The organism is Amycolatopsis coloradensis (genome assembly GCF_001953865.1).
GTDB classification, from domain to species: domain Bacteria; phylum Actinomycetota; class Actinomycetes; order Mycobacteriales; family Pseudonocardiaceae; genus Amycolatopsis; species Amycolatopsis coloradensis.
In genome coordinates this window covers 114,832-132,129 of record NZ_MQUQ01000011.1, presented here as the reverse complement: position 1 = coordinate 132,129, position 17,298 = coordinate 114,832, and the positions used below count along the sequence as shown (strand labels likewise).

Annotated in this window: 14 protein-coding genes; 4 read left to right on the top strand and 10 right to left on the bottom strand. The window is 65.2% G+C overall.

Going from position 1 to position 17,298, the window contains the following annotated elements; all coding sequences use genetic code 11:
* Nucleotides 1-3 precede the first annotated feature (3 nt).
* From BS329_RS20915 to BS329_RS43460, 5 genes are all read right to left on the bottom strand, one after another.
* On the bottom strand, nt 4-1,245 hold the full coding sequence (locus BS329_RS20915; protein ID WP_076162985.1) for a phenylacetate--CoA ligase family protein: 1,242 nt from the start codon (nt 1,243-1,245) through the stop codon (nt 4-6).
* Between the two features lie 89 nt (nt 1,246-1,334).
* Nucleotides 1,335-1,481, bottom strand: coding sequence for a hypothetical protein (locus BS329_RS43930; RefSeq protein ID WP_167480022.1), 147 nt, complete (start codon nt 1,479-1,481; stop codon nt 1,335-1,337).
* 520 nt (nt 1,482-2,001) lie between these two features.
* Nucleotides 2,002-2,307, bottom strand: a complete 306-nt coding sequence (locus BS329_RS20910) for an RICIN domain-containing protein (RefSeq protein ID WP_084750031.1) — start codon at nt 2,305-2,307, stop codon at nt 2,002-2,004.
* 532 nt (nt 2,308-2,839) lie between these two features.
* Nucleotides 2,840-3,295: a hypothetical protein gene (locus BS329_RS20905; protein ID WP_076162934.1), complete on the bottom strand. Its 456-nt coding sequence runs from the start codon at nt 3,293-3,295 to the stop codon at nt 2,840-2,842.
* Between the two features lie 241 nt (nt 3,296-3,536).
* On the bottom strand, nt 3,537-3,701 hold the full coding sequence (locus BS329_RS43460; RefSeq protein ID WP_158075820.1) for a hypothetical protein: 165 nt from the start codon (nt 3,699-3,701) through the stop codon (nt 3,537-3,539).
* Nucleotides 3,702-4,157: 456 nt separating this feature from the next.
* Between BS329_RS43460 and BS329_RS42710 the strand changes: the two genes are divergently transcribed.
* Nucleotides 4,158-4,484 (top strand): hypothetical protein, encoded by a 327-nt coding sequence (locus BS329_RS42710; RefSeq protein WP_143253136.1) that lies wholly within the window; start codon nt 4,158-4,160, stop codon nt 4,482-4,484.
* A 496-nt stretch (nt 4,485-4,980) separates the two neighbouring features.
* Nucleotides 4,981-6,117: a beta-propeller fold lactonase family protein gene (locus tag BS329_RS20900; RefSeq protein WP_084750028.1), complete on the top strand. Its 1,137-nt coding sequence runs from the start codon at nt 4,981-4,983 to the stop codon at nt 6,115-6,117.
* Nucleotides 6,118-7,061: 944 nt separating this feature from the next.
* Here the strand turns inward: BS329_RS20900 and BS329_RS20890 are convergent.
* From BS329_RS20890 to BS329_RS20880, 3 genes are all read right to left on the bottom strand, one after another.
* Nucleotides 7,062-8,027 (bottom strand): alpha/beta fold hydrolase, encoded by a 966-nt coding sequence (locus BS329_RS20890; protein ID WP_076162931.1) that lies wholly within the window; start codon nt 8,025-8,027, stop codon nt 7,062-7,064.
* 203 nt (nt 8,028-8,230) lie between these two features.
* Nucleotides 8,231-8,737: a site-specific integrase gene (locus BS329_RS41940; protein ID WP_084750025.1), complete on the bottom strand. Its 507-nt coding sequence runs from the start codon at nt 8,735-8,737 to the stop codon at nt 8,231-8,233.
* A gap of 205 nt (nt 8,738-8,942) precedes the next feature.
* Nucleotides 8,943-9,386, bottom strand: a complete 444-nt coding sequence (locus BS329_RS20880; RefSeq protein ID WP_076162929.1) for a histone-like nucleoid-structuring protein Lsr2 — start codon at nt 9,384-9,386, stop codon at nt 8,943-8,945.
* A gap of 274 nt (nt 9,387-9,660) precedes the next feature.
* Here BS329_RS20880 and BS329_RS20875 point away from each other — a divergent pair, with 274 nt between their 5' ends.
* Both BS329_RS20875 and BS329_RS20870 read left to right on the top strand, forming a co-directional pair.
* On the top strand, nt 9,661-11,247 hold the full coding sequence (locus tag BS329_RS20875) for a pentapeptide repeat-containing protein (RefSeq protein ID WP_076162928.1): 1,587 nt from the start codon (nt 9,661-9,663) through the stop codon (nt 11,245-11,247).
* A 113-nt stretch (nt 11,248-11,360) separates the two neighbouring features.
* Nucleotides 11,361-11,612 (top strand): transposase, encoded by a 252-nt coding sequence (locus tag BS329_RS20870; RefSeq protein ID WP_076162927.1) that lies wholly within the window; start codon nt 11,361-11,363, stop codon nt 11,610-11,612.
* Between the two features lie 441 nt (nt 11,613-12,053).
* Here BS329_RS20870 and BS329_RS20865 read toward each other — a convergent pair whose 3' ends face one another.
* Both BS329_RS20865 and BS329_RS20860 read right to left on the bottom strand, forming a co-directional pair.
* The gene (locus tag BS329_RS20865) at nt 12,054-13,727 is read right to left on the bottom strand and encodes a phospholipase D-like domain-containing protein (RefSeq protein WP_084750022.1); all 1,674 of its coding nucleotides are present in this window, start codon (nt 13,725-13,727) and stop codon (nt 12,054-12,056) included.
* Between the two features lie 6 nt (nt 13,728-13,733).
* Nucleotides 13,734-16,985, bottom strand: a complete 3,252-nt coding sequence (locus BS329_RS20860) for a hypothetical protein (RefSeq protein ID WP_143253135.1) — start codon at nt 16,983-16,985, stop codon at nt 13,734-13,736.
* Between the last annotated feature and the right edge of the window lie 313 nt (nt 16,986-17,298).

The following is a 17,298-nucleotide window of genomic DNA, read 5'->3' as shown; positions in this document are numbered from 1 at the left end:
CTCCTAAGTGTTCCGGGATTCGGGATGGAGCCAGGCATACTTTCCCGATTTCCCGATCGGGATGTGTTCACGCCAGACCGGCGTCACGGAAAGCTCAAGGTTTTCCGACAGGGCGTCGACGAGCACGGCGGAATCCGCCGCATCGATCGGTACCCCGTCGAACGTGGTGTATTCCAGTTCCGCGTCGGAGCCCTCACCGACTCGGAGCCGATAGAGGAAGATCGAGGGCGCGCATTCGCCTGTCCAGCGATCGAGATCACCGTGACAGACGAGCGTGTCACCGACCCGGACGAGTTCCTTCTCCCTGCCGCAGAACCGTGATATCCGGGTGGGATCGGGGCTGCCGTCGACAGTTCGCGCGCAGTCGCCGGACCGGTAGCGGATGAGCGGCATGTACGGATTGCGGACGCTGGAGACGATCACGCTGAACAGGCTGCCGCCCTCTTCGACCGGGATCAGCTCGACCTTCATCTGGTCGAGGTACGGACGATAGGCGGCCTGACCGTCGCTGTAATACAGATAGCCCAGTTCCGTGCTGCCGAACAGATCGACGATCGGGCAGGCGAACCGCGCGCGCAGGAACCGGGACACGTTGTCCGGGGTGTACTCGTAGGCGTGGATGATGCTGTCCGGCTCGGGGAACCGGTCATCCAGGCCCCATGCGCGCGCCTTGAGCACCAGGTGCGCGAGGTGATAACTCGAACAGTCCAAGTGGTAACGACCCTCCGGATGGGCCGCCCGGGTCTGCTCGATCTCGTCGAGCATGCGCTCCACGTCGGATCGGCGCCACAACGCCGGATCCAGCGTCTGGTTCAGATAGACGGTGCGGTCATCGAGGCGCCGATCCGCCAGGGTCGGGTGCTCGGGCGCTGTCTCGCCACGGGCCCTGGCGTTGACCCTCGCCACGTGTTCGGTCGCGAGCACCGTGGTGATCGACACCCTCGAACAACCGAGCTCCCAGGTGCGCGCGAGCTCGGGATGCTCGCTCCAAAGCCGGTAATAGGATTTGAGCAGGAAGTACGGCGGCCGGATCAACTGCATTCGCGCGTGGTTCGTCCCGGTGGAGAGCACGAACTCGGCTTCCCCCGAGTCGAGGGCCGCCCTGAGTTTCGGCGTCATCCAGTTGTCCGGGAACCCGTCCGCGATGGCGGACTTCTCCAGCACCGGGAACTCCCCGGTCCGTACAGAATCACGGTAAAGCGGGATATCGCGGACCTGGTCGATCATCTCGGCCACATCAGTCATGGACTGGCTCATCGTGGTCACCCGTCGTGTGATGCCGCACCGGTGGCCGGCGACCGCATCGCGATCGCCGACCACCGGCCGGGAGTCCGTCAGGAGCTGCGGCTCTGCGATCGCGAAATGCAACCCTCCTTGGCCCGCGAAATGCAGCCGTCCTTGTTCGCGGCCGGCGCCGAGTTCACGGCGACCCACTTGGTCCACACACTGTCCTGGGCGATTTTCTTGGCCAGCTCGTTCATACCGTGCCTCCGGAGTGCTCGGGGAACGCGATGTGGATTGATCATCGCCTCACCAAGGTAAAGGAATTGCAAAGACTCTGTCAAACGAGCTTGGCACTCCCCCGCCCGCCGGACCACCCGGTTAAATCCGCGTGAACCACACAGAGTCTTCCTGGGAAAATCCCCCGAAGACGCCTTTACCCGAGAAGCTCCGGCACTCACTCCACGAACAGCCGATTCGCTCGAATGCCCGTTGCTTCTTTGCCTCCGATATGCACTCCGAAACCCACATCGGACGGCGCTCCAGCTGTACGAGTTGTCAAGCGGGTCCGGGCGACTTCGCCGCGAGCGGGGCGACGACCTCTCCACAGTGGTCGTCGACGCTGATCTATGCCACCGCGGCATCCTCGAGTAGAGTTGCATGCCTTTCGACTCGGATGTCTTCGCTCGAGTTCCCGCGCGCGCAGGCGCGCCGCCGTCGCGATGGTGGCCTGGTACACCGTTCCCTTCGCTACCGGCTCACTCTGACGCCGAATGAACTTCAATCCCCGGCGGGCAGTGCCCACCGTTGCCACGGTTCGGCATGGCAGTCGTAGAGCAGCAATACCTGGCTCTCGATGCCTGCGTCGAGACACCTGTCGGACATCGGGTTGACCAGGGTGCCGTCAGGTCTGGAGACGCACTGCTGGTTCGCGGCACCGTGGCAGCCCCACACGCCGACCGGGGTGCCGTTCGCGGTGCCGCTGTTGTAGATGTCAAGGCAACGATTCGCGACCGTCACCGCTCCTGTGCCCGGTACCGACCAGCTCTGCGCCGCGCGGCGACCTGCTCCACCAGGTCGAGGCAGTGGTCGGCCTGCCCAATGAGCCGCCGGTCTGTGCGGACAGCTTCCATTGCTGTTCGGATCGTCCGGTGCAGTCGTGGATGGTCAGCTTCGCGCCCTGCGCGCCGGACTCCGGAGTTAAGCAGCTACTCATTGCTTTGACAGCATCGAGCCGGGTGAGATCATCGTCCGCTGTGCGCGAATGATCCCTCGTGCGGGAAAATGCGGCCAGCCACGCCGAGCGATCCCTGCCCGATTTCGAATCCGTGCGGGCGGTGCCGGCCGAGACCCGAGTACCCGTGCTGGGCTCGTCTTTCGGCGAGTAACGAATTGCGTCCCGCCGGACACAGTGCTGGACCGGCGGGACCAGAGCGCCGCTGTTCTTTGAATTACATCCCGCTACGTGAGCGTCCACTCCCTGGGCAGCTAAATAGGTGCGCGCCTACGGACGCGTCTCGAGCGCTCAGCCGAGGGTCGTGCCCGCAGGCGTTGCGTTCCTTACCGACGGAAGTCGCGTAACGCTACCAGTGAGAACGAGTCGGATCACTCGCTCATCCTAACAGCCTGGAATGACACATTTGAGAGTATAGTTGACCTGTGCATGGCGTTCGTTATTTCCCTGGACGGTCATCGTGAACAGCCCGCCGGCTGTCCCGTCAAAGGAATTAGAGCCGAAATAGGGAAGGTTCCAGTGCGCGTAGGCGTAGCCCTGGCCCCCTGATCCTTCGATGGTGTAGGTCACCCAGCCTTCGGTGCCGGTGAAAGCCCCGCAGCTATCGGACCGCCAGTAGACCGCGGTACGAGGCTGGATCTGGCTGGATGGTTCGGTGTTCCAGCACCCATGGTCAAGGTGGGACGCCTTGCGTGTCAGGACGTGGTTGGTCTGGTTGAACAAGGTCACGTAGGCCTCGAACTCCGACGTCGGCCCCCGGTGCGGGACCGACGCCGACGCCCCGAGAGGCATCAGCGCCGTCAGCAACAAGGCGGCAGGCAGCGCCAGCAACAAACTCATCTTTTTCATAACACTCCTTAGTGATAGATATTTAGTCGACTACGCATACTTCGCCGGTTCACGAACCCACCTCGACCATCAGGGCCTCCCGGGCCGCCCTCACGCGCTTTAGGCGCTCCAGTACCGCGCCGATGTCAAGATCAACTTCTATCCCAAGTTCGGTGTTCGAATAATTCGATTCATCAGACTTCGACTTTGACTAGCGATCATCCAAACGTGACAATAAAGCATTTTCAGTCAGTCACCCGCTTGGCCACTGACTGATCACCACCGAAATCTGGTTTAGTCCGCCATACACATTCACGGTATGCCACACCGCATTGTCCACCTGGCCTTCGCCGTCAGAGTAGCCGGGTACCGGAATATGGTCCGCCACAACGACATGCCGCGCTACCACACTGCTCACGCATCCTCCTGCTGAACGAGATCGGAATATCCGTCCATCCCACACCAGAACCCCATCGAACATGATCGCTTCCGGGCCCCGAAACGGGCGAGAATCACTGCCCAAAAGGGCGGCCTTCCCGGCTGGTACCGACCGGGACACCGACGACGCCTCCGCTCGACGATCTGATCGAGCCCGCACGGAATCCCGCGCCGGACAGCCTCAGCCGGCGAAGATCCGGCTGATCGGCCCCATTTACGACCCCGCACACCACCTGTCCGTTGGCTCGCTTGTCGAAGGGTTCGACGTCATCGCCCACAGCCAAGAAGTAACACCAGTCCGCCTGCTCAACGCATGAGACCGACACGCTGACACCCGCACGCAGCCAATCATGCTGCCCGTCCTCAGCGTCCGCAACGGACGCACTCTCATGCCGCTGATCGTGATCCAAGGTTCGCGCCGGTGTAGACGCCCACGATGGAGTCGAAGGTCGATCCGGCCGTGGATTCGATTGTCGCGTCGGTGTTGTCGAGGCTGTCGGTGAACGACCCGACCTGGACATTGGCGAAGTCGTCGTTAGACGGCACCGCCGTTCACCGGCGTCGGGCCACCAGAGTCAACCCGGCCGCCATCACCACCGACGCCGCCGCACCCGCTGATCGTCTCCTCGCGGAAACCTGTGCTATGCGAGCGGACACCCAGAGCATCATCGACCCAATGGGAACATTTCTACGGCCCGCCCCGAAATGCGCGGACGACAACAGCCTGGCGAATGTCATCAATCACCCGAATGTGCCGACATGAAAGAGTGGATGACAACGAACCAACAAGTCACCAGCAGAGAGAACAGTCATCCAGATTCGAAGACAGGCACGGCCACAGCAGAAACGATCGATCACACAAGTAGCGGCAGCCCGCAGGCGTGTCGAAGCGCGTCGGTGCCGCGTCCCGCGTCATCGCAGCCTACAGGGCAGGGCCACCGACCACGATTGCCGATACCGCACGCCGTCACGGACGACGACCTGGAAGTTTGTCAATTCACCGTTTATACTGGTACATCCGGCGTAGTTGCTATCACATAGCAGAGTGGATGCGTGTTCCGCCAGAGTCTGCCGACTTATTTCTTGATGCCTTTTGCCTCTATTGATCAGTTGTGATTGCAGCGAAGCGTGAGCGCTTGCGGCCTTCGTCGAATCCCGGTTGTCCGGGGTTGTGCGCCGGCCGGACACTGGGCACTCGTGAACCTCGCGGTTCTGGGCCAAAAGGGGCCGCCACGGGTGCGCTGAAAGGAGGAGAACCCATGGCGCAATTCTCTCGTGGCGGGCCACAGCCCCGGGAATTCAGAGCGGGTCTGCTGCGTCGCCGCGCGCTCGGCAGGTCGGCTGTTCGGGTGCCCGCGGGGCGGCGGGCGCTGTCGCTGCTCACCGCGGCGTTGATGGTCCTCGCGAGCCTGGTCGCGACGCCGGCGGTGTCCGCGCTGATGCTGGGAACCGCTTACGCGGCTGCCACCGGGACGGCCTATGTCACCAACTTCAGCAGCGACTCGGTGACTCCGATCGATCTGGCCACCAACACCGCGGGCGCCCCCATCCCCGTCGACCGCGGCCCCTCCGGGGTCGCGATCACACCCGATGGTGCCACCGCCTACGTCACCAACCAATTCAGCGACTCGGTGACCCCCATCGATGTGGCCACCAACACCGCGGGCACCCCCATCCCCGTCGACGGCGGGCCCTGGGGGATCGCGGTCACGCCGGATGGCGCCACCGCCTACGTCACCAACTTCGGCGATGGCATGGTGACCCCCATCGATGTGGCTACCAACACCGCGGGCACCCCCATCCCCACCGGCGGCCGCCCCTTAGGAATCGCGATCACACCGAATGGCGCCACCGCCTACGTCACCAACATCGACGATGGCACGGTGATTCCGATTACCGTGGCCACCAACACCGCGGGCACCCCCATCCCCGTCGACGGCGGGCCCTGGGGGATCGCGGTCACGCCGGATGGCGCCACCGCCTACGTTGCCAACCGATTCAGCGGCTCGGTGACCCCCATCGCCACAGCCACCAACACCGCGGGCACTGCCATCCCCGTTGTCGACGGCCCCTGCGGGGTCGCGATCACGCCGAACGGTGCCACCGTCTACGTCACCAATCGATTAAGCGAATCGGTGACCCTTATCGAGGTAGCCACCAACACCACTGGTACCACCATCCCGGTCGGCCCCGGCCCCACCGCCGTCGCGTTCACCCCGGATGGCGTCACCGCCTACGTCACCCACCACAGCAGCAGCCTCGTCACACCGATCACGATAGCGACCAGTACCCCCGGCAGCCCTATCTCCACCGGCGCCGGTCCAACGGCGATCGCGATCACCCCGTCACCGGTCAAAACAGACCTCGCCGCGATCGGTGGCAAGCTAGCCGGTTGATTCCGTGAAGATCACACGAAGCTCAACGAGGTGCTACGACTGTACACAAAGGATGATTTTCGAATCAAATCGTCCGATTGGATGTCGTATGTTCGTATCGTCAAGGTGTGAAGGCCTCCTTGCTCACCCTCAAGATAGGCAAGGAGGCCTTCACAACTGTGGTTCGCGCCGAAGGGGCGTTCGTGACCGAGTCGGCCACCCGGGCAGGTCAAGTCCTTGAGGGGCTTCCGCATCGATGATCGATCGGACAAATCGGGACAACTAGTGTCCTTGTGGATGCTTAAGCGAGGCTTCCTTCGCGGAGTCACACTTCACGCGACTTCACGAAATCACTCATCTAGTACGGCAGCCGCAGTCTGGGATGTTTGGGGTGTTGTCGCTGGTAGTGGCTGTGGCGGGCGTGGGTTTGGTGGCGTCGTCGCCAGTGTGACCAGTGATCGGTGTGTGCTTCAGGGTGGGCAGGGTCGTGGTCGCCTGGGGCGTAGCGGTTCCAGGTGGTTCCGGCTCTCGTGGCAATTTTGACGGGGTGGTAGCCGAGGGCGTCAGCGACCACGGGGCCGGAATGGTCAGGACGTGGTGTTCGATGGCCGCGATGCGTCCGGTGGTGGTGGGGATGCCGAGCCCGGTCACCAGCGTGCCGAGTGATCTGGGGTGCATCGGTTGTCCTGCGCGTCGGCCGGGGAACAGCCAGCGGCAGTTCGGGTTGGTGGCGCTGTTCATGTTGTCCCGCTGGGCCGCCCCCTGAACGCCGGGCGGCCGGAGCGCCCTACTGGTGCGCGCGTCAAAGTAGTTCGGCCACCGCCGAACCCCTCCGCCGCCCGTCCCTTGTTCCTGTTCCGCTACCCCTGGCCTCTCACACCCCATCCAACGGGCTTGAGGGGGTGTGAGAGCGATCCCACGACACGTTCGGCGGGCCCGATTGGATCACCCCGTGGCCCGGATGGTCAGTGCCGGTTGGCCCGGAAGAAGTTCCGCAGCACGGGGTTGACCACGTCCGACCGTTCCCAGTGGACGTTGTGCCCGCACTCGTTGGCCACCATCGTGCTCACCCTGCGGAAGTGCCCGGCCAGCAGACGCTGCACCGGCGGTGAGGTGTGCGGGTCGGCGTCCCCCCACAGCAGCAGGGTGGGCACGGTGAGCCGTTCGATCACGGCCCAGCTCAGCGAGGTCGCCCTGGGCTGGACGATCCCGTTGGGCCCGGCCCGGTGATGGCTGTCCAGCCACCTGGCGACACCGTCCGGGTCGATCGCGCGGTAGGACGGGCCCAACTCCCGGAAGTGGATGGGCAGCGCGTCGACCTCGGGCGACCGCAACCGCTCCACCATGTCCTGGTAGTCCCGCTCCCGGACCTGAAGCACGCACGCGCCGATCACCAGGCTGTGCAACCGGTCCGGGTGGTTGAGCGCGTAGTCCATCGCGTACCAGCCGCCACCGGCAACGCCGACGACGTGAAACTTCCCGACCCCCAGGAACTCCACGAGGTCGTGCAGATCCTCGATGCCGGTCCTCGGGTCGTTCGGGTCCTGCACCGGCGAGTTGGCGTACCCCCGACGCGAGTAGCCGATGACCCGGTACCCCGCACGGGCGAGGTACGGCTGCTGGTACGGCCAGCTCTCGCCACTGCCGCTCAGAGCGTGCAGCAGAACCACCGGCTCACCGGGCCCGCCGGTGTCCCAGTACCACAGCCGCGCCCCGGGCACCTGCAACAAGCCCTGGGTAGCCGGAACCTGCTCGGGCACCGGGATCGGGCGCACCGGGCTGCCAGGGCCCGGGACCGGAACGCCCGGTGGGTGCGCGTCGGCGGTCCCGTTGACCAGGGCCGTGCCGCCGAGGGCGAGCCCGGTTCCCTGCAACAGGGTCCGGCGGGATATCGGAAGCGACGGGTTCGGGTTGACCTCGGCGTTGCCCATGTGACCTCATTTCGGGTGACCGGTTCCCGCCGACGTGCCGGACGTGCCGAGGAGCCGAACCACTGGCGCATCGGTGAATCACGTGCCGAGTCGGGCGGATGCGGCGGACGTCCGGAGCGTAGCGACGGTCCGCACCCGACTCCAAGTCTCCCACTGGCAGGCCCGGAACCGCCACCATCGCAGCAACTGGTGAGGTCGCGTATTCAACTGTCGCGGGTTTGTCGTGGTCGTGGCGGTGAGTGATCGCCTGGGGCGTAGCGGTTCCAGGTGGTTCCTGCTCGTGTGGCGATCTTGGTGGTGGTGACCGGGTGGTAGCCGAGGGCGTCGGCGACCACGGGTGCGGGCATGGTGAGCACGTGCTGTCGGATGGCTGCGGTGCGCCCGGACGTGGTGGGGACGCCGAGCTTGGTCACCAGCGCGCCGAGCGATCTGGGGTGCATCGGTTGCCCGGCGCGTCGACCGGGGAACAGCCAGCGGGAGTTCGGGTTGGTGGCGGTGTTCATGTTGTCGCGCTGGCCGATCCAGGTGAGAAGTAGTTCGGCGACCGGTGTCGGGACCGGGGAGGGCGGTCCGCCGAGGCGCAGCAGGACCCGGTCGCCGTCGCGGGTGAGGTCGTCGACGGTGAGCCGGACGATTCGGCTGAGCGGTTGTGCGTAGAGCAGCACGATCACACCGGCGACCCCCGATCGCGCGGGCCGCGCGATCGGCAAGCCACCCGGCCCACTGCGACTCGCGCGGTGCGGAAGGGGCGTCTTCGAACCACGGATCTCGCAGGCAGACAGGCTCAGTGGGCCAGCATCGGCAGCGCGTTCAGCCAGCGGTGGCTGAACGCGCTGCAGCCGCTTCGCCTGACGGTGCGGCCACCGTCACGGCCCATGTCGCCGGGGTGGGATCCGGCACCGCCGAAGGAACCTGTTAGCTGTCTGTTTTCTTCTTCCGGGGCGCGCGTTTGCGGACCGGTTTCGCCGGTGCTTCCTCCACCGGTTCCGGTTCCACGTCATCGACCGGCCCGGCGCTGTTGAACGCCTCGTAGATCTCGTGCGGGATACGCCCACGATCGGCAATCGCGTAGCCGTTCGCTGACGCCCACGCCCGGACCTGCTGGTTACGCTCACGATCCGTGGACGTCGTGGCACGGCTGTGTCCGCCCGTGGACTGGCCCGCCGCGACCCGGAGTTTGCGCCCACCCGTGCGGGTACCCGCTTCGACGTAACGCTCCAGCTCGTCACGCAGCGCCTGCGCGTTCTCGTCGGAGAGGTCGATCTCGTACTGCACACCGTCGAGCCCGAAAGGCACCGTCTGCGTCGCCGCACCGCCATCGAGGTCATCGATAATCTGAACACTAACCTTTTGAGCCATCCACACAGCCTTTCAAAGAATCGAGCGACGCCCCTACGCGCCACCAAACTGCCCGTAGCCTATCCGCATACCTGGCCAACGCGACGACCGGACACATTCATGTCACAGAAAACAGAGTCAGTGAACGCTAAGCCAGATCGGCTCCCGCGTGAGAATACCTCCACCCCGGCTGGGTGTACCTAGCCGAGGCCACGGGTGTTCACTACCGAGACAGTGCGACCGGACTGGGCGGATCTACCCGTGCCTGCGTAGCGCGCTGTGCTGGAATAGCTGGATGAAGAGCAGGAGAAAAGGTCCGTCTCTGCGCGAGTTCGCGTGGGTCTGGGTGTGGGTGACCCTGGCTGTCAGCGTCGCTGTGGGCATCACGATCACCGTGCTGCTGTGGGGTGACACGCCGGCCAACCATCGCGACGCGTTCGACATCGGATGGAAGAGTTCCGCCGCCGTGCTCGCGATCCTCGCCGCCTTTGTCACCGTCGAACGACTACGCCTGAGCCAGCGGGAACATCACCGGCAACTCCACAACGACGAAGCCACCCACATCAACACACTGTCCTCACAAGCCAGCGAGCAACTCGGCAGCGACAAAGCAGCCGTCCGAATCGGTGGACTCACCGACCTGGAACGACTCGCCGAGCAATACCCGACGCTGCGACAAACCGTGGTCGACCGGATCTGCGCGTACCTTCGCGCTCCCTACCAGCCGCCGTCCAATCTGTCCGCACTCGGAGTGGATGCCAGGCTTTTCTCGGTGAGCGCGACCACCGATCAAGCGAAGCAAAGCGTCTCAGCAGGGGCCGATGACGAGATCGCTGCCCGCCGCCTGGAATTGGATGTGCGCCGCACCGCGCAGCAGATCTTGCATCGCCATCTACGAAGGGAATCGGGGGCAGAAGGCTCATCTGACGCGTTCTGGGAGAAAATCAGCGTCGACCTCCGGGATGCGGTCCTCGTTGAGGTAGACTTCACCAATTTTCAGGTCGCATCTGCGGACTTTCGAAACATGATCATCTATGGGGTTGCGTTGTTCAGTTGGGCGACTTTCGAGGAGGATGTCTCATTTGACGGGGCGACGTTCGACGGGGCGGCTGAGTTCACCGGGGCGAAGTTCCAGGGTTCTGCCACGTTCCGCAACGTGACGTTCTGCGGGGATGCCTCGTTCGGTGGGGCGCAGTTCGGCGGGTTTTCCACGTTCGCCGACGTGACATTCGACCGGTCCGCCGCGTTCACCAAGGCGACGTTCGGCTGGCCCGCTGAGTTCACCAAGGCGACGTTCGACGGGCCCGCCCACTTCGCCAGTGCTACGTTCGCCGAGGACGCGTTGTTTACCGAGGCGACGTTCGATCGGTCCGCCACGTTCAGCGAGGTACAGTTCCATGGGGATGCTTTCTTCGGCCGGGCGCAGTTCCGCGGGGACGCGTCGTTCAACGAGGCGGAATTCGATGTGTCCGCCGCATTCCAGAGGGCGATGTTCGGCGGGCCCGCCGCGTTCACCAGGGCGACGTTTGGCGGGGACGCCTGGTTCAGAAGGGCAACGTTCAACGAGTCCGCCAGGTTCAGCGTGGCGAGGTTCGCTAGGTTCGCCGAGTTCGTCGAAGTAACGTTCGAGAAGGATGTCTCATTCAAGGAGGCGAAGTTCAACGGGGATGCCTTATTGGGCGAGACGACGTACAAGGCCGAGATAGCGCTTGACGGAGCTCGTGTTGACAATGTGAAGCACAAACACGCGTGGCCCGCTGGCTGGCATGCGGAGGCATTCCCCCATCAGTCTGGAACAACAGGGCGACTGGTGCCGGTGGCTCCGTCGCGGGATGACGGTCCCCGTGAGCATACCGGCGACGAATCGGAAGCCGATGTGTAGATCGTTGCCGCACCGGAGAAGGTCGGTCGTCGCGGAGTGTCATTGCGCCTCACGTGAGCTTCCCCCGTTGTCCGGACACCTCACCTGAAGGTGACCGCCGGTCACCAGGGAGGATGTTCTGGTGCCTGCACCACACCCCGCCTGAGTTTCGTCAGCGTGCCGTCGAGCTGGCCCGTCTGGGCGACAAACCGATCGCCGCGCTGGCGAAGGATCTCGGAATCAGCGAGTCCTACCTACGGAACTGGATGGCCCAGGCCGACACCGACGAGACCGGCACAACAACCCGGCTGACCAGCACGGAGAAAGAGAACTCGCCGAGCTGCGCCGCAAGAACCGGCAGCTGGAGCTGGAGAACGAGATCCTGAACGCGATCACGGCTCTCTTCGGGATTTCCGGAACCGAAGCCCCTGTCCAGCCCAACCCGTTGTGGCTAACCACTGCCACAGCGCTCTGCTTACCTCAATCCCCCGCGTGCGGTGACGTTCCTGGCGTTGATCGCATCGCCGCGAACCCCCGACCTCAGGAGATCTCCAGGCCAAGCGATGACGCCCAGCCAGCCGAACCGCCATTCACGGACGAGCAGGAGCATGCCCCTTGACAGGCGGCCCGGCTCGCCGAGGCCCTGGCCGCCCGGCCCGACGCGATCGTGGTGGCCGTCGGGATGCCGCACGACGTGACTCCGGAGATCGAAGCCAGTATCCGCACCTACGGAGCCGGTGCGGTCAACATCGAGGCGGCGGTGGAGCAGCTCACCGCCCCGCGGCCCTGAACGGTCGTTTAGCCGAGTCGGGCGAACACGCGAACTGCTACTTCAGGCCGTCGGTGTCGAACACCCGCCGTGAGCGTTCCACCGCGTCGGCGTCGGTACCGAACGGGGTGTTCGTGTCAGGGTCGTTTTCCAGCTGGGAAGCGTCGTAGACCATGGCGGAGGGCGGTGGTGACTTCCAGCGGCGGAGCCCGGCGCCCCAGTCACGCACGAGGTTGTGCGGCACTCCGAGATGCTTGTGCCACAGATTCATCCGCAGTGCCATGGAGAACTGGTCGGGTCCCTCCCGCACGAACCCCCGCTCGCCGATTCCGGCCACGATCTCGGTGTCGAAGGTGAAACTGCGATCGGTGCAGTTGGCCGATCCGGTGATCGTGTAGGTGTCATCGAAGATCCAAGTCTTCGAGTGCACGTACTCACCCGAGAAAGGTCGGCGCGCGGGTCCCGGGCAGGGTTTGAGCGCGTACATGCTCCACCGGGAGCGGCTCGGATCGGCGGTTAGGAGATCCCGGCGATATTCGTTGCGGTAGATACGCAGCTGCGGGAACTCCTCGTTGGCGATGGCGTCGGAGTTACAGAGCAGGATCAGCAGGTGCTGAAAGCCGTCTTCCTGGACCTTCTTCACCAGTTCTTCCCGGATGATGCGACTGGTCAGGTACTGGTCTTCGAGGTAGATGGTGCGCCGCGCCTTGTGGATGCCGTCGAGGACCATGTTCAGGGCGGTGTGTTCGCCCGCCGCGGCGAACGCGTAGACGTCCGGACGGCTGAACTTGCGCATCTCCGCGTAGGTACGGCCGATCAGGACCTGCCGGTCCGGCACCTTCTCCCCGCGCGCCAGCGTGCAAGTGGGTACCCCGGCCGCCACCGGCGGCGTGGCGGGAAAAGCGGTCCGAAACGGATCCTTCGGGTCGGCCTGGAACTTGGCCACCTCGAGGCCGGCCGCGTCGGGATGATCGCTCCAGCGTTCCCGCACCGTCTGCAGCACCTGCGCCGCGACCGGGCCGGTCAGCCGGACGTGGACGTCGTGCAACGGTTCGACGCCCTGATTGCTCAGCCGGGTGTTGTTGAGGTCCATACCTCCCAGGAAGGCGATCGTCCCCGACTCCCCCACCACGACGACGATCTTCTGATGATGCACGCCCAGGCACAGCGAGGTGCCGTCCGTCCTTTGTGGACCGGGAAGTTTGGCGTCCGCGATCGCGGCGCCATGAGGCAGCCCGTTGACGAAGTCCACCCACGGTTTGTTGTCCGGGATGGGAGGTTTCACGAAGGGAGGCTTCCACGTCATGCTGCGGATCTGAGCCCGGGAGGCGGCCAGCAGGTCACTGAGCAGATAGGCGGATCGGTCCGGTGGTGGCGGCCGGTCCAGCAGCCAGGTGTCCGTCGCGAGCCACCATCCCGTGAGGTAGATCCGGTGCTCCGGCGAGGTCGCGGTCTTGATCGCCGCGGCTATGTCGTTGAAGCAGCAACGTCCGTGGACGTAGCCCACCACCTGCCCGGCCGAGGGCGGGAATCGGCTGCCCGCCCTCGATTGCCCTCGCTGCGGGCCGGGCTCCGGCCGAGGGAGCTTGGCGAGCTCGGCCGCGTCACGCGCGCAATCGAGGGTGGGCCGCGCAACCGGCGCGGACGGTTTGACCGGTGGCGCGGGTTTGGCAGGCGGCACGATCCGCGGTCGGGCGGGTTTGGTGGGCGGGTCGATGCGAGGAGTGTCCATCACGCGTCAGACCTGCTGACCGGTCTTCGGGTCGTAATGGACCTCGGCGACGGCGATCTGGTCGGTCGGCACGACTTCGATCCACTGGTCGAAAACCTCGTAGCCACGCTCGCTCTGTGCTTTGAAACCCTTGTCCAGCGGGTCGAAACCTTTCTCGTGCACCATATCCGGTCGCAGGTAGTTCAGCGTGACCCCGGATTCGAGCTGCTCGGTGACCACCTCCCTGCCTTCGGCGTGCTTGGCCAGGACGGTGATGGCGACGTACCGCAGTACGTCGCGGATGGTCAGCTCGGCCGGGTCGAGGTCTCGATACCGGCTGGTCAGCTCGGGATCCGTCCAGGGATGGCCCTGCAATCGTTTGAGGATCTTGTTGCTCTCCCCCGCCGCGGCCGGCTGGTAGAGGTCGTCCAGCCCCTCGGCGTTCTCGATGCTGGGGTCGGCGAGCCAGTTCAGCGCGGCCAGTTCTCGGCCGGGCCGGATCGGGACGATCGCTTTCACCCACGGCGCGTTCAGGAAGGCGTTGCGCTGGTGGTCGCCGTCAAGCTGAAGGACCCAGCCGAGCGAGCTGCCCATCCGCGCGGGGGCGGAATCGCCGGTGATGAAGTAGTTGTCCGGGCGTTGCGCGTCCTCCGCGTTCGACCAGCCGACCGTATGCTCGTCCAGTCCGGTGGGGCTGTTGCGGATGACGCGGTCGACCGCCATCCGCATCGCCGGGTCGCGTACCGGCTTCCCGTCCGGCGTCTCGAGCTTCGGGTCGCCCAGCCGGTCGAGTTCGGGAGCGAACGTCGGATGTGCCTCGTGCAGGCGGGGGCGCCACCATTCCGGCGCGACGAAATAGAGCATCGCGTCCACATCGAACATCGAGCTGATCAGCTCAGCGAGCTTGTGCTGCATCACCGGCTGGGTCGGCTGTTCGCCGTCGACCTGCATCAGCTGCTCGAGGAGCCTGCGGTAGACGACGACCCGTTCTTCCTCACGGAGGACGTCGTAGTCCCGGATCTGGACCTTGCTGGCCGCCCCCACCCGGTCGTGCGCGGCCTTGAGGTACGCCTCACGCTGCTTCTGGTCCAGCTCGAGATCCCGTTTGCCCGCCAGCAGTTTGTTCTGGTCGGCGACCTGCTTGCGTTTCTCCTCCGTCGGACGGTAGGTCACCGGGACGGTGAACGCGAACAACTCGTTCCGTTTGCCGTGCGACTCGTACAGATAGACCGACAGCGCGGGCTTCCTCGGTTCCGGGACCCCATCCGGAGCGTCCGCTAGTGCCCGGTTCAGCTTGAATTTCACGGCCGCGACCTCGTTGGTCCACTTGGGCTCACCGACCCTGATCGGTTCGTAGCCGTCCCGCGGCGCCAGCTCGACGTCGACGATCCAGAAGCCCAGCCCGCCACCTGCGACCGGACGGACGTATCCGTTGAACGGATAGCCGAACATGACCTTGACGTCCTCCGTGTACTCCTCCGGCGGAGGGAGTTCGTTCGCGGGGGCGACCGCGCTCGCGTCCGGCGGCGCCGCGAGGTGGACCAGTTTGGCCAGCCCGAGTGCTGCGCCCGGATCGTCGACGAACGACTGCCAACACAGCTGGGTACCGAGGTCCTGCACCTGGACACCGACCCGCCGCATCTTGCGGCGCAGCTCGTAGTTGATGAGTTCGTCCGTGCTGTTCGCCAGCACGTAACGGCGGCTGGAGGTGTCCGTCGTTTCGGTGACGGTACGGAAGGTGGTCTTGAAACTGCGCTTGATCTCGGTGGTCAGCCGTTCGCTCTGTTGCCGCATCTGCTTGTGCGTCTGTTCGCGGGCCTGCTTCTGGGTGTCGCTCATGTCCATGGTGGTGGTTTCGTTCGCGTCGCCCCAGACCCAGCGCTGGTTCGCGGACACCGAGAAGCCGAGCTTCGTGCTGTGCTCGTTCTCTTCCTTGACCGCTGTCGACACTTCGTCTTCGAGCCTGCTCTCGCTCTCTCGGCGCTGAGTGGTATCGAGGCTCTCCTCGACGGTGCGTTCGACCAGGGTGCGCCGTGTATGCGCCTCGACCAGCTCCACCGAACCCCCGGGGCTGAGCCACACGTGCTGGACGGGCGGGCCGAGAAAGGTGTCGAACTCGAAGAAGAACTGGCGGAAGAGGTGCACGATCCCGACGGGCGAAAGGCTGACCCGGTTGAGTGCCTCGCCTCGGCCGAGCGTCTCCAACGGATCGAGCAACCGCTGCAGCCCGCGGAACTGCTTCGTGTCCGGCACACCCTGCTCCGGTGGGGAGAATAGGTCGGCGAGTGTCGGCACGAGACCTTGCTCGGCGAGATAGTTCAGGAGCCCCGCGACCATCGACTCCTTCGCCCCCATCTTCTGGATGAGCGCTGTGCGTTTCTCCGGGTCGGTTTCCACGGCTCCGGCACGGCGGAACACCTCAGTGGCGACCTGCGAAGCGAGCAGGGTGTCCAGGTTCTCGCGCTTCAGCATCGGCGACCAGGTCGCGGGATCGCGGAGGTTCTTGTTCTGGACCTGGGCCTGGATCAGATCGGCCAGCACCGAGATGATCAGCGGGCTGTACAGCCGGTTCGCGGGGGTACCGCCGGTCTTGAGGATGAGCGAGTCACCCGAGGCGGCGGCGTCCTCGAGTCCAATCCCGCCCGACACGTACACCGCTTGCGGCAGGATGGCCTGTGAAACAGTCGCCAGCAGGGCGTCGTCGGCGCGTTTGAGCCCTTGGACGAACCGCGCGACCGTGCGCTGGGAACGCCACCCGAGCAACGGCTGGATCAAGCCGAAGGACTCGCTCGCGTACGGGAGCGTGCCGGCGAACTCCGTAAGCGGCCTGCCGGTCGTGACTCGCCGCCGCGCGGACGGCCCGGGCAAGGTCTGCACGGGCGCGCTCGACCCGCCCGGTGTGACGGCGAAGGGAAGGACGGTCCACGGACGACCGGCGCCGCTCGCGCCGACCAGGAACAGCTCCCGGTCGACCTTGGCCGCCGGAGCGACGAACGAGATCGTCTGGGTGCTGCTCGAGGAGCTGATCACCTTGCCCGCGTACTGACGGCTGCCGCCCGCCTCCCGGTCGAGGAAGGCGCCGTTGAGCGCCTGCACGTCCGGATAGCGCCGGGGATCCCGCAGATCGATGTCCGCGGGCAGCGCGAGCGCGATCCGCTGGCCGGTGTCGACGCCGGTGGGCGGGGTCGCCTGCACGCTGTAGGTCCAGAGCAGGTGAGGCGAATCCGGCTCGGCGGGGTTCAGCGGAGTCGTCCCGGTGAAGGTCACGGTCAGCGCCACGGCGGTTCGCTCCTCGTTCCGATGCGTGCAGGAGACACCGATGATCACGCCATGAAGTACCGCGCCGGAATGCGCGTCGGGACGGACTAAAGGGCACACCGGACTGCATCTGCGAGCAACTCCCCGGCGATATCCGCGACCGTCGATCGGAGGTTTGCGCGATCCCGAAACCCATGGGGGTAGCCACGGTCGGGATTGAGCCGTGGCCACCCCCATGACACGGCGTGGCCGGGCGGGGTGAGCGGCGTGCGGAAGAGGTCCGAGAGTGCGGTAGTGCCGGTAGTCGGACCAGTCGCGCGTCGAGATGTCCCGA

Coding starts and splice junctions, on each gene's coding strand:
- BS329_RS20915 (WP_076162985.1), bottom strand. CDS start 1,245: ATGACTGATGTGGCCGAGATGATCGACCAGGTCCGCGATATCCCGCTT.
- BS329_RS43930 (WP_167480022.1), bottom strand. CDS start 1,481: ATGAACGAGCTGGCCAAGAAAATCGCCCAGGACAGTGTGTGGACCAAG.
- BS329_RS20905 (WP_076162934.1), bottom strand. CDS start 3,295: ATGAGTTTGTTGCTGGCGCTGCCTGCCGCCTTGTTGCTGACGGCGCTG.
- BS329_RS42710 (WP_143253136.1), top strand. CDS start 4,158: ATGGAGTCGAAGGTCGATCCGGCCGTGGATTCGATTGTCGCGTCGGTG.
- BS329_RS20900 (WP_084750028.1), top strand. CDS start 4,981: ATGGCGCAATTCTCTCGTGGCGGGCCACAGCCCCGGGAATTCAGAGCG.
- BS329_RS20890 (WP_076162931.1), bottom strand. CDS start 8,027: ATGGGCAACGCCGAGGTCAACCCGAACCCGTCGCTTCCGATATCCCGC.
- BS329_RS20880 (WP_076162929.1), bottom strand. CDS start 9,386: ATGGCTCAAAAGGTTAGTGTTCAGATTATCGATGACCTCGATGGCGGT.
- BS329_RS20875 (WP_076162928.1), top strand. CDS start 9,661: ATGAAGAGCAGGAGAAAAGGTCCGTCTCTGCGCGAGTTCGCGTGGGTC.
- BS329_RS20870 (WP_076162927.1), top strand. CDS start 11,361: ATGTTCTGGTGCCTGCACCACACCCCGCCTGAGTTTCGTCAGCGTGCC.
- BS329_RS20865 (WP_084750022.1), bottom strand. CDS start 13,727: ATGGACACTCCTCGCATCGACCCGCCCACCAAACCCGCCCGACCGCGG.